Here is a 12,834-nt window from a genome sequence, read left to right as displayed (position 1 = left end):
TCAATACTCCCTATGAACATTCGCCACCCTCGAATACACCACTGAACCTGTCAGAGCGAGCAAGCTCGCTCCCGCAGGGTCAGGTGTTTCCCCCAGAGGGTCAGACCGACGCGAGCACCAGGTGCATGTAGCGCGTCAGAATGCCGAGCATGTCCTGTTCGGCCAAAGGCTCGGCGTCGTTGAGCAGGCCCTGATATTCCATCCGTCCGATAATCGCCGTCAACACCTTGGCATCCTGCTGCGGTTCGCGCGAGCCCAGCACCTGGAACAACTGGCAGGTGCCCTGCAGCAAAATCTGCTGATGCGAACGCACCAGATCCGCCAGACGCGGGTTGAGCAGCGCCTCTTGGCGGAAGGCCTGCTCGGCCATCAGATGCTCGCGACGGTTGAGCAGTTGCCGGTGCACATAATCGGCCATCAGCCGCGCAATATTATCGGCCAGTTGCGAGCGTGACTCGGGGCTGCCGTCGCCGCTGACCACCATCTCGCGCAGCAGGCCTTCATTGTTTATCCACAGCTTGGCCATGTACGCCGCACTGCGCTCGACATACTGGGCGAAGGTATCGGTGAGCAGGTCGTCGATATCCTTGAAGTAATAAGTGGTGGCCGACAGCGGCACACCCGCCTCGGCCGCCACCGCGCGATGGCGCACAGCCCGCACGCCGTCACGCACGACAATGCGCATCGCCGCGTCGAGAATGTCCTGGCGACGCTGCTCGCTGCCCTGTCGGCTGGCCTTACGGCCCTGGTACTGAACACTTTCAGCGACCGCAGTGGCGATACCCGCTGCACCTTCTTGAGCGATTGCAACCATCACGACTGGACTTCCTCTGTTATTTCAAAAGTAACCAATTGATACATTTGTACCAGACAGGCAATAAAAAGCCGCCTGTTTTAGGCGGCTTTTCAACTGAAACGTTTACGCTTGCGGTCGCATGTGCGGGAACAGGATCACATCGCGGATCGACGGCGAGTTGGTCAGCAACATCACCAGACGGTCGATGCCGATGCCTTCACCGGCCGTTGGCGGCATGCCGTACTCCAGCGCACGCACGAAATCGGCGTCGTAGTGCATGGCTTCGTCGTCGCCGGCGTCCTTGTCGGCCACCTGCGCCATGAAGCGCTCGGCCTGGTCTTCCGCGTCGTTCAACTCGGAGTAGGCGTTGGCGATTTCACGGCCGCCGATGAACAGTTCGAAACGGTCGGTGACGTTCGGGTTCTCGTCGTTACGACGGGCCAGCGGCGACACTTCGAACGGGTACTGAGTGATGAAGTGCGGCTGCTCCAGCTTGTGCTCGACCAGCTCTTCGAAAATCATCACCTGCAGCTTGCCCAGACCTTCGAAGCCCAGCACCTTGGCGCCGGCTTTCTTGGCGATGGCGCGCGCCTTGTCGATGTCGTTCAGATCATCGGCGGTCAGCTCAGGGTTGTACTTGAGGATCGAGTCGAACACCGACAGACGGGCGAACGGCTCGCCGAAGTGGAACACCTTGTCGCCGTACGGCACGTCGGTGCTGCCCAGCACCAGCTGCGCCAGTTCACGGAACAGTTCTTCGGTCAGGTCCATGTTGTCTTCGTAGTCGGCGTAAGCCTGGTAGAACTCCAACATGGTGAATTCAGGGTTGTGACGCGTCGAAACGCCTTCGTTACGGAAGTTGCGGTTGATCTCGAACACTTTTTCAAAACCACCGACCACCAGACGCTTGAGGTACAGCTCAGGCGCGATACGCAGGAACATTTCCATGTCCAGCGCGTTGTGGTGGGTTTCGAACGGCTTGGCCGCAGCGCCGCCCGGAATGGTCTGCAGCATCGGCGTTTCGACTTCGAGGAAGTCGCGCTTCATCAGGAAGCTGCGGATGTGCGCGATCACTTGCGAACGCACGCGGAACGTCTGGCGCACGTCTTCGTTGACGATCAGGTCAACGTAACGCTGACGGTAGCGCTGTTCGGTGTCGGTCAGGCCGTGGTGCTTGTCCGGCAGCGGGCGCAGCGACTTGGTCAGCAGGCGCACGTTGGTCATTTCCACGTACAGGTCGCCCTTGCCGGAACGCGCCAGGGTACCTTCAGCGGCAATGATGTCGCCCATGTCCCAGGTTTTCACGGCGGCCAGGGTGTCTTCGGACAGAGTCTTACGGTTGACGTAGACCTGGATGCGACCGGTCATGTCCTGGATCACCATGAACGAGCCACGGTTGAGCATGATGCGACCGGCAACCTTGACCGGAATTGCAGCCTCGGCCAGCTCTTCCTTGGTCTTGTCCGCGTACTTCTTCTGCAGATCTTCGCAGTAGTTTTCGCGGCGGAAGTCGTTCGGGAAGGCATTGCCCTTGGCGCGCTCGGCAGCCAGCTTTTCCTTGCGCAGGGCGATCAGGGAGTTTTCTTCCTGTTGCAGGGCTTGCGGGTCGAGTTGTTGGTCGCTCATGTCTTTAGATATTCCATCAGGTTCGTTGCCCCCGGGCCTGGCGGCCCGGAGATCGCCAGCTGGGCTGGCTCCTACAGGGATCGGGTTGAATCAGCCGATGCTGTATTGCGTCTTTTACAGCCCTGATTTCAGGCTGGCTTCCAGGTATTCGTCGATGTCGCCGTCGAGCACCTTGTCACAGTCGCTGCGTTCGATGTTGGTGCGCAGGTCCTTGATCCGCGACGCGTCAAGCACGTAGGAGCGGATCTGGTGACCCCAGCCGATGTCGGACTTGGTGTCTTCCAGGGCCTGGGATGCGGCGTTGCGCTTCTGCATTTCCTGCTCGTACAACTTGGCCCGCAGCATTTTCATGGCGGTGTCCTTGTTGGCGTGCTGGGAACGTTCGTTCTGGCAGCTGACCACGGTGTTGGTCGGTACGTGGGTGATACGTACGGCCGAGTCGGTGGTGTTTACGTGCTGACCACCGGCACCGGAGGAACGATAGGTGTCGATCCGCAGGTCTGCCGGGTTGATCTCGATTTCCACCTTGTCGTCGATCTCTGGCGAGACGAACACCGCGGAGAACGAGGTGTGGCGACGGTTGCCGGAGTCGAACGGGCTCTTGCGCACCAGACGGTGGACGCCGATCTCGGTACGCAGCCAGCCAAAGGCGTATTCACCCTTGATGTGCACGGTCGCACCTTTGATACCGGCGACTTCACCGGCCGACAGTTCCATGATGGTCGCGTCGAAACCGCGTTTGTCAGCCCAGCGCAGGTACATGCGCAGCAGGATGTTGGCCCAGTCCTGGGCTTCGGTGCCGCCGGAACCGGCCTGGATGTCCAGGTAGGCGTTGTTCGGGTCCATCTCGTGGCTGAACATGCGGCGGAATTCCAGCTTGGCCAGATTTTCCTCCAGACGGGCCAGTTCGGCGACGACATCGCCCACTGCACCTTCGTCGTTTTCTTCGACAGCCATGTCCAGCAGGTCGCGGCAATCGGCCAGACCGCCGTTCAGTTCGTCGAGGGTGTCGACGATCTGCGCCAGCGCGGCGCGCTCGCGGCCCAGTTCCTGGGCGTATTCAGGTTTGTTCCAGACACTCGGATCTTCAAGCTCGCGATTGACCTCGGTCAGACGCTCATGCTTTTGATCGTAGTCAAAGATACCCCCGAATAGTTTCGGAGCGCTCGGACAGGTCCTTGATGGTGTTCAGGATCGGGTTGATTTCCATGACGGGCAGCACTCGTTGGCGAACTTTTGAAAGCCGGCGAGTATAACGTAATCACGCTGTCACGGCAGCCCGTCTGGCGGGTGTGGGGGGTGAATGGCTTGAGGTTTCTGCCTGAGTGGAGATTGCCAACCCTCACCCTAGCCCTCTCCCAGAGGGAGAGGGAACCGATTGGGGGATGTTCAGGAGTTACGCCGACTTGAAATGGCTTTGCCGAATCCGGAATCGCCAAGCTTGAAGATCCATAATCGACTCGGTCGATCAGGTCGATGAACAGCGCCAGACACCTCGGCCTGCCCCTTCTCACTTAGGGAGAGGTGGCCGATTGGGGGATATTGGGGAGGTACGCCGACCTGAAATGGCGTTACCGATTCCGTAATCGCCAAGCTTGAAGATCCACAATCGACTCGGTCGATCAGGTCGATGAACAGCGCCAGACACCTCGGCCTGCCCCTTCTCACTTAGGGAGAGGGGACCGATTGGGGGATATTGGGGAGTTACGCCGACTTGAAATGGCTTTGCCGAATCCGGAATCGCAAAGCTTGAAGATCCATAATCGACTCGGTCGATCAGGTCGATGAACAGCGCCAGACACCTCGGTCGGCCCCCTCTCCCTCCGGGAGAGGGCTGGGGTGAGGGTCAGCCGTTACTCGATACCAACCTGATTACGCCCACTGTTCTTCGCCAGATACAACCCACGATCCGCCGCCGAAATCAGCAACCGGCAATCGCTCCCCGCCTGCGGCACCATCGTCGCCAAACCAATACTGATCGTCAGGCTCGCCCCTTCCGCCGGAGTGTTGTGCGGAATCTTCAGTGCCGCCACGGTCTGGCGCAGTTTCTCCGCCACCAGCCGCGCGCCGCCCGGCGAGGTGTTCGGCAGCACCAGCGCGAACTCCTCACCGCCATAACGCGCCGGCAGGTCCGACGGCCGGGCGCTGGCGTCGCGGATCGCCGTGGCGACCTTGCGCAAGGCCTCGTCACCCTCGACATGGCCGAAGGTGTCGTTGTAGGACTTGAAGTAATCGACATCAATCATCAGCAACGACAGCTGACTCTGATCACGCAGCGAACGGCGCCATTCCAGCTCCAGGTATTCGTCGAAATGCCGGCGGTTGGACAGCCCGGTCAAGCCATCGGAGTTCATCAGCCGCTGTAGCACCAGGTTGGTGTCGAGCAACTGTTGCTGGCTAACCCGCAACGCACGGTAGGCCGCATCCCGTTGCAACAGGGTCATGTAGGAGCGCGAGTGATATCGGATGCGCGCTACCAGTTCGATGGTGTCCGGCAGCTTCACCAGATAATCGTTGGCGCCGGCGGAAAACGCCGCGCTCTTGATCAGCGGGTCTTCCTTGGTCGACAGGACGATGATCGGAATGTCCTTGGTCGCCGGGTGATTGCGGTATTCGCGCACCAGGCTCAGGCCATCGAGGCCGGGCATCACCAGATCCTGCAGGATCACCGTCGGTTTGATCCGCACGGCCTGGGCAATGGCCTGATGCGGGTCGGAACAGAAGTGGAAGTCGATGTTCTCTTCGTTCGACAGCCCACGGCGCACGGCCTCGCCGATCATCGCCTGATCGTCCACCAACAACACCATGGCGGCGTTTTCGTCGGTTTTAATGTCGTCGATCTGTAAGTCACTCATGGGCGGTCACCTGTGTACTGCGGGAGCCAGGATTGCGGATACATCTGTTCATGTGGGGAAAATCTCCAGCAATCGTGGCGCTATCTTTTCCAGTGGACGGATTTCCACAGCGGCATCAATAGCCGCAGCGGCCTTAGGCATGCCGTACACCGCACTGCTCTGCTGGTCCTGCGCAATGGTCAAATAACCCTGCTGGCGCATGAGCTTAAGCCCTTGCGCCCCGTCGCGTCCCATCCCGGTCAATAAAACCCCGACGGCGTCGCCGTTCCAGTAACTGGCGACGCTCTCGAAAAACACGTCGATCGACGGCCGATAAATCTCGTTGACCGGCTCGGCGGTGTAGGCCAGCGTACCGTTTTTCAATAAGCGAATATGGTGATTGGTGCCGGCCAGCAGGACCGCGCCGGCCTGCGGCGGCTCGCCTTCGCGGGCCAGGCGCACGTCGAGGCCGCTGGCGCTGGCCAGCCATTCGGCCATTCCGGCAGCGAACACTTGGTCCACGTGCTGAACCAGCACGATGGCCGCCGAGAAATCGCGCGGCAGGCCCTTGAGCAGCACCTCGAGCGCCGCCGGCCCGCCCGCCGACGAACCGATCGCCACCAGCCGCTGGCGCGAAGCCGAACTGCGCGGCGGCGTCGGCGCCGGACGCGAGCGCGGGGTTTTCTCGCCGATCAGCCAGCCGATATTGAGGATTTTGCGCAACAGCGGCGCGGCGGCTTCCTGGGCATTGCCGGCACCGAGGGCCGGGGTATCGACCACATCCAGCGCGCCGTAGCCCATGGCTTCGAAAACCCGGTGCACATTCTGCTGGCGGTCGACCGTGACAATCACGATGGCGCACGGGGTTTCCGCCATGATCCGCCGAGTGGCTTCGACGCCATCCATGATCGGCATGATCAGGTCCATCAGGATCAGGTCCGGAGTGTTTTGCGCGCACAGTTGCACCGCCTCGGCACCGTTTCTGGCGACCCAGACCACCTGATGTGCCGGCTCGAAGGCCAGCGCCCGGCGCAGCGCTTCCACCGCCATCGGCATGTCGTTGACGATTGCGATCTTCATGCCCGCGCGCCTCCGATCAGCTCGACCACTGCATCGAGCAGAGCGTCGTCATGAAAACTGGCTTTGGCTAAATAATAGTCCGCCCCGGCGTCCAGTCCACGGCGTCGGTCTTCTTCACGATCCTTGTACGACACCACCATCACCGGCAGCGATTGCAGGCGGTTGTCGCGGCGCAACAGGGTGACCAGTTCAATGCCGTCCATGCGCGGCATGTCGATGTCGGTGATCAGCAAATCGAAGTCCTCCGAACGCAGCGCGTTCCAGCCGTCCATACCGTCCACCGCGACGGCCACGTCGTAGCCGCGATTGAGCAGCAGTTTGCGTTGCAGTTCGCGCACGGTCAGCGAGTCGTCCACCACCAGCACCCGCTTGCGCGCAGCTTCCGCCGCCTGATTGCCGTGGCGGGCAATGCGTTCCAGGCGTCCGGTGTTGAGCAGCTTGTCCACCGAGCGCAGCATGTCCTCGACATCGACGATCAACACCACCGAACCGTCGTCGAGCAAGGCCCCGGCGGAGATGTCCTGGACTTTGCCCAGACGCTCGTCGAGGGGCAACACCACCAGGGTGCGTTCGCCAATGAAGCGTTCGACCGCGACGCCGTAAATCGCATCGCGCTCTCGGATCACCACGACTTTAAGGGTTTCGCCGCTGTTCTGGCTGGCCGGGCGGTTAAGCAATTGACTGGCGGCGACCAGCCCGACGTGCCGGCCTTCGTGCCAGAAATGCTGACGCCCTTCGACCTGCACAATGTCGTCCGGCGCCAGATCGCACATGCGTTCAATGTGCGCCAGTGGAAAGGCGTACGCTTCGTCGCCGACTTCCACCACCAGGCTGCGCACCACCGACAGCGTCAGCGGCACTTCCAGATGAAAGCGACTGCCCTCGCCCGCCGTTTGCTCCAGCACCACCGCTCCGCGTAACTGGCGGACCATGTGCTGCACCGCGTCGAGGCCGACGCCCCGCCCGGAGACTTCGGTGACCGTGTCGCGCAGGCTGAAACCGGGCAGGAACAGGAAGGTCAGCAACTCTTCTTCACTCAACTGCGCCGCAGTTTCTGCTGGCGACAACTGCCGTTCGACGATGCTGCGGCGAACCTTTTCCAGATCGACGCCATTGCCGTCATCGCTCAATTCCAGCACCAGCAGACCGGCCTGATGGGAAGCGCGCAGGCGGATCAGGCCTTCTTCGGGTTTACCCTTGAGCAGGCGCTGCTCCGGGGTTTCGATGCCGTGATCGACCGCGTTGCGCAACAAATGGGTCAGCGGCGCTTCGAGTTTTTCCAACACATCGCGGTCGACCTGGGTTTTCTCGCCCTCGATTTCCAGCCGCACCTGTTTGCCGAGGCTGCGCCCCAGGTCGCGGACCATGCGCACCTGACCGGTGAGCACGTCGGCAAACGGCCGCATGCGGCAGGCCAGCGCGGTGTCGTAGAGCACCTGCGCACGCTGACTGGCTTGCCAGGCGAACTCGTCGAGTTCGGCGTTTTTCTCGCTCAGCAGTTGCTGGGATTCGGCGAGCAGGCGCCGCGCATCTTCCAGGGCTTCCAGCGCTTCAAGACTCAGCGCGTGTTCCTTTAAATGCACGTTGAGGTTTTCCAGCGCGCGCAGACCATTGTTCTGCATGCGCTTGAGGCGTTGCATGATCGCCAGATGCGGTTTGAGGCGCTGGGTTTCCACCAGCGATTTGCTCGACAGATCGAGCAGGCTGTTCAGGCGCTCGGCGGTGACCCGCAGTACCCGCTCGCCGCCTTCGGTGGTGCGCTTGCTCTTGCGCGGCGCGGGTTCAGCGGGCTCGAACGGAACCTCGGGAGCGGGCGCAGGCACCGGCGGCGCTTCAAGTTGCAACTCGGCCATCGGCGCAGCGGCAAACGTTGCCGGTGCAGCGGAGGGGTCGGCGAGGCTCGCCATCAGCGCCACGTAGGTTTCGATATCGTTGAGTTGCGGAGCATTGGCCGGGGTGGCAATACGCATCAACAGATCGGTGCCCTGCAACAGCGCGTCGATGTGCTCCGGGCGCAGCAGCAAGCGCCCTTCTTGCGCGCTGACCAGGCAATCTTCCATCACATGCGCGACGCTGACACCGCTGTCGATGCCGACAATCCGCGCCGCCCCTTTCAGCGAGTGCGCCGCACGCATGCACGATTCGAGTTGATCGGCCTGGGTCGGGTTGCGTTCCAGCGCCAGCAGCCCGGCACTGAGGACCTGGGTCTGGGCTTCGGCTTCGAGGCTGAACAGCTCCAGCAAGGAAGCGTCGCGCATTTGCTCGGGGGTCATGTGAGGCTCCGGGTCACGGCGGACAGCAGCTGTTCTTCATCCAGCCAACGCAGGCTGCGACCCCGAAATTGCAGCACGCCACGGGTGTATCTGGCATTGGCTTGCGCAGCGGATTGCGAGGCGGCGTCGAGGATCCGCTCATCAATGGCATGAATGCCGTCGACCTCGTCCACCGGCACCACCACGGGCCCGCCGTGGGCGGCGATGATCAGCATGCGCGGCATGATCCGCGCGCCATTGGCCGGTGCGGCGTTGCCATCCAGATCGAGCAATTCGACCAGCGACAGGCACGCCACCAGCGCGCCGCGCACGTTGGCCACACCCAGCAAGGCCCGCGAACGCTGATGCGGCAACGAGTGAATCGCCTGCAACGGCGCGACCTCCACCAGACTGCGAGTCGCCAGACCCAACCATTCTTCGCCGATACGGAACATCAGCAACGAACGGGTTTTCAGTTCGGCTTCGACGGTGGTCGCCACCGGGTCGCGTTCGTCCTGCTGCAACGCATAACGGTCGAGCAGGCGCGTGGCGGCGGCGGAATACACCGAACAATTGCGGCAGTGAATGTGTTCGGCCAGCAACGGGCAGGACTTGTCGCCGTGGATACCGATGCGGTTCCAGCAATCGTCGATGGCCCGGGCGTCTTCGTGGGTGACGTTCAAGGTGTCGGACGGGATCATCGTTTACGCTCACTGTCGGCGGTGCGGCCGCTGCGCGCGGCGCGCTCCTGCAATCGTCTGGCGCCGGCGCTGTCGCCCTGGGCCTGGAGTAACGCGGCCAGGTGCATCAACGCTTCAGGGTGTTGCGGTTCGAGGTACAAGGCCTTGCGGTAATAACTCTGGGCTTCGAGTGCAGAGCCGGCAACATCGCTGAGCAGGCCGAGCCAATAGAACACCTGCGCCACCGGTTCGTGACTGCGCAGGAACTGCTCGCATGCCGCACGGGCTTCGGCACTCTTGCCTTCGTTGGCCAGCGCAGCGATGTTGGCGAGCAAGGTCGCCGCGTCCGGGTTGGCGCTTTTGCTGCTGACGGGCAACGGTGCAACGCTGGCAAACGGACGCGGGCGCACTGGCGGTGGTGGCGGACTGCGCAAAGGTTGACGCACGGGTAATGGCGTCGGGGTCGGCAATGACAGCGGTTCCGGTGCCGGATCATTGTGTCGACTGAAGGCAAACGACTGCGGGATGCCGATCGAGCGCATGCCCAGGCGCCCGAGCAGACTGCCTTCGGCCGGACCGATGAACAGCACGCCATCGACGTGAGTCAGACGCTTGAGCACGGCGAAAACCTGCTGCTGGGTCGGCTGATCGAAATAGATCAGCAGGTTGCGGCAGAACACAAAGTCGAACGGCGGTTCGCTGGCCAGCAGTGTCGGATCCAGCACATTGCCCGCCTGCAGGCGCACCTGTTCGCGCACGGCTTCGCTGACCCGATGGCCGTCCTGCTCGGCCGTGAAATGACGCTCGCGAAAGTCCAGATCCTGACCACGAAACGAGTTCTTGCCGTACAGCGCGCGCCGCGCCTTGTCCACCGACAGCGGGCTGACATCCATGCCGTCGACCTTGAACTGATGGGGTTTGAGGCCGGCATCGAGCAAGGCCATGGCAATCGAATAGGGCTCCTCGCCGGTCGAGCACGGCAGGCTGAGGATGCGCAGCGCGCGCATGTTGTTCAATTCGTCCAGACGCTTGCGCGCCAGCTTGCCGAGCGTGGCGAAGGATTCCGGATAACGGAAAAACCAGGTTTCGGGGACGATCACCGCCTCGATCAATGCCTGCTGTTCGTCACGCGAACCTTGCAGCAGTTGCCAGTATTCATCGCTGTGCGCCGCTTGCGAGAGCGTGGTGCGCTGGCGCACCGCGCGCTCGATGATCGCCGGCCCGACCGAGGTGACATCCAGACCGATGCGTTCCTTGAGGAAATCGAAAAACCGCTGGTCGCTGCTCATGACTGCGCCTCAAGCGGCGCCGGAAACAGCAGGCTACGCACCGCGTCATCCAGCAAGTCGTTGACCCGCACCCACTGCACCAGCCCCTGGGCATCTTCGCGCACCGGGCCGAGGTAAGGCGCCTGACGATTGTCCAGGCCATACGGCTGAAAATCTTCAGGGTTGCAGCGCAGCGTGTCGGTCGCCTGCTCAAGGATCAGCCCCAGCCAGCGCGGCGGTTGCAGTGCATCCGGGCGGTAATGCACCAGCACCAGCCGCGTACTGGTGCGCGCCTCGGCGGGATGGCCGAAGGTCAGTGCACTGAGGTCGATCGCCGGCACCACTGCACCCCGATAGGCAAACACCCCGGCAACCCAGTTCGGCGCCTGGGCAATCGGCTTCAACGGCAGGCGCGGCAGCACTTCCGCCACCTCGGTGGCGCGCAAGGCGTAGCGTTCGTTGCCGATCCGAAACAGCAGGAACAAAGCCTGTTTCGCCACCGGCGCAGCGCCGCGTTTGGCGGTGATTTCGCTCATCAGACTTTGAATCGCGAAACGCCGCTGCGCAGCCCGACGGCCACCTGGCTCAGTTCGTCGATGGCGAAACTGGCCTGACGCAGCGATTCAACGGTCTGGCTGCTGGCGTCGCCCAATTGCACCAGCGCGTGGTTGATCTGTTCGGCCCCGGTGGCCTGGGCCTGCATGCCCTCGTTGACCATCAATACGCGCGGTGCCAGCGCCTGCACTTGATGGATGATCTGCGAGAGTTGTTCGCCGACCTGCTGCACTTCGGCCATGCCGCGGCGCACTTCCTCGGAGAACTTGTCCATGCCCATCACCCCGGCGGACACCGCCGACTGGATCTCGCGGACCATTTGCTCGATGTCGTAGGTGGCGACAGCGGTCTGATCCGCCAGACGCCGCACTTCGGTGGCGACCACGGCGAAACCGCGACCGTATTCGCCAGCCTTCTCCGCCTCGATCGCCGCGTTGAGCGACAACAGGTTGGTCTGGTCGGCAACTTTGACGATGGTCACCACCACCTGATTGATGTTGCCGGCCTTCTCATTGAGGATCGCCAGTTTGGCGTTGACCAGATCGGCCGCGCCCATCACCGAGTGCATGGTGTCTTCCATGCGCGCCAGGCCTTGCTGGCCGGAACCGGCAAGCACCGAGGCCTGATCGGCAGCGGTCGACACTTCGGTCATGGTGCGCACCAGGTCCCGCGAGGTGGCGGCGATCTCACGGGAGGTCGCGCCGATTTCGGTGGTGGTGGCCGCGGTTTCGGTAGCGGTGGCCTGCTGTTGCTTGGAGGTGGCGGCAATCTCGGTTACCGAGGTGGTCACCTGCACCGATGAACGCTGGGCCTGAGACACCAGCGCGGTCAGCTCGGTCATCATGTCGTTGAAGCCGGTTTCCACTGCGCCGAATTCGTCCTTGCGCTCAAGGTTGAGGCGGCTGCTCAAGTCGCCGGTGCGCATGATGTCCAGGATCTGCACAATGCGGTTCATCGGGGCCATGATCGCGCGCATCAGCAGCAGGCCACAGGCACCGGCTGCCAGGACGGCTACCAGCAGCGAGACAAACATACTGATCTTGGCCGCGGCCACCGCTTCATCAATGTTGGCCATGGCCTGATCAGCGACTTTCTTGTTCTCACCAATGATGTCATTGAGTTTCATGCGGCCGGTGTACCACGCAGGGGTCAGCTTCTCGCTGAACAGCTTGACCGCCTCGACTTCCAGATTGCGTTTGTGCAAATCGAGCACCTGATCCTGGATCTGCATGTAAGCGTCGTGATCTTTTTCGAATGCCGCGAACTCGATACGGTCCTCGTCGGTGGTGATGGTGCTGCGATAGCTGGCCATCTGCTCTTGCAGGCGATTCTCGAACGCCTTGTAGTCGGCCACGTCTTCGCTACTGATGCCCTGCCCTTCCTTGAGGCCCAGCAGTTCCTGAGTCTGCAGGTAACTGTCGACCCACGCACCGCGAATCATCGAGCTGTAATAGACGCCAGGAATCGCATCGTCACGTACGCTGCTTTCACTGGCCTCGATCTTCAGCAAGCGCGAATACGAGACGACGACCATCAGCAGCATGATGGCGATAATCACCGCAAAGCTCGCCAAAATGCGTTGGCGCAACGTCCAGTTCTTCACAGTGATTCCTCGTGCCTAAGTCGAAATGCGGGGAGTATAGCCGAGGGCGGTGTTTCATTTATAAGACGCTTTTCAACCCTCGGGCCCCACCGACAGGGTTTGGCGGGCGGCTCTGGAATGGGACTGTCCGCCAATCCGGG

The 12,834-nt window shown here is 62.0% G+C and carries 10 protein-coding genes; all 10 read right to left on the bottom strand.

Going from position 1 to position 12,834, the window contains the following annotated elements; genetic code table 11:
- Positions 1 to 100: 100 nt before the first annotated feature.
- Positions 101 to 814: a TetR/AcrR family transcriptional regulator gene (locus ACXX9E_RS11050; protein ID WP_123465016.1), complete on the bottom strand. Its 714-nt coding sequence runs from the start codon at positions 812 to 814 to the stop codon at positions 101 to 103.
- 105 nt (positions 815 to 919) lie between these two features.
- Positions 920 to 2,422: a lysine--tRNA ligase gene (gene lysS, locus ACXX9E_RS11045; RefSeq protein WP_003222049.1), complete on the bottom strand. Its 1,503-nt coding sequence runs from the start codon at positions 2,420 to 2,422 to the stop codon at positions 920 to 922.
- Between the two features lie 114 nt (positions 2,423 to 2,536).
- A protein-coding gene (gene prfB, locus ACXX9E_RS11040; RefSeq protein WP_099758102.1) for a peptide chain release factor 2 occupies positions 2,537 to 3,632 on the bottom strand; the annotation gives its coding sequence in 2 pieces (ribosomal slippage) (positions 2,537 to 3,559 and positions 3,561 to 3,632; 1,095 coding nt in all).
- Positions 3,633 to 4,275: 643 nt separating this feature from the next.
- Entirely contained in the window at positions 4,276 to 5,277 is a 1,002-nt protein-coding gene (locus ACXX9E_RS11035) for a response regulator (RefSeq protein ID WP_123465014.1), read from the bottom strand.
- A 48-nt stretch (positions 5,278 to 5,325) separates the two neighbouring features.
- Entirely contained in the window at positions 5,326 to 6,336 is a 1,011-nt protein-coding gene (locus ACXX9E_RS11030; RefSeq protein ID WP_123465012.1) for a chemotaxis response regulator protein-glutamate methylesterase, read from the bottom strand.
- Positions 6,333 to 8,609, bottom strand: coding sequence for a hybrid sensor histidine kinase/response regulator (locus tag ACXX9E_RS11025; protein ID WP_458555426.1), 2,277 nt, complete (start codon positions 8,607 to 8,609; stop codon positions 6,333 to 6,335). Before ACXX9E_RS11025 ends, ACXX9E_RS11030 begins: the two co-directional genes overlap by 4 nt.
- The gene (locus tag ACXX9E_RS11020; RefSeq protein ID WP_123465008.1) at positions 8,606 to 9,289 is read right to left on the bottom strand and encodes a chemotaxis protein CheW; all 684 of its coding nucleotides are present in this window, start codon (positions 9,287 to 9,289) and stop codon (positions 8,606 to 8,608) included. Before ACXX9E_RS11020 ends, ACXX9E_RS11025 begins: the two co-directional genes overlap by 4 nt.
- On the bottom strand, positions 9,286 to 10,557 hold the full coding sequence (locus ACXX9E_RS11015; RefSeq protein ID WP_429541385.1) for a CheR family methyltransferase: 1,272 nt from the start codon (positions 10,555 to 10,557) through the stop codon (positions 9,286 to 9,288). Before ACXX9E_RS11015 ends, ACXX9E_RS11020 begins: the two co-directional genes overlap by 4 nt.
- Entirely contained in the window at positions 10,554 to 11,072 is a 519-nt protein-coding gene (locus tag ACXX9E_RS11010) for a chemotaxis protein CheW (protein ID WP_222833577.1), read from the bottom strand. The genes ACXX9E_RS11015 and ACXX9E_RS11010 overlap by 4 nt, the downstream gene beginning before the upstream one ends.
- Entirely contained in the window at positions 11,072 to 12,694 is a 1,623-nt protein-coding gene (locus ACXX9E_RS11005; protein WP_128615349.1) for a methyl-accepting chemotaxis protein, read from the bottom strand. The genes ACXX9E_RS11010 and ACXX9E_RS11005 overlap by 1 nt, the downstream gene beginning before the upstream one ends.
- Positions 12,695 to 12,834 lie beyond the last annotated feature (140 nt).

The sequence above is a fragment of the Pseudomonas sp. GNP014 genome, from assembly GCF_054344005.1.
The sequence above is the reverse complement of the archived record's forward strand: the minus strand, read 5'-3'. Positions and strand labels throughout refer to the sequence as shown.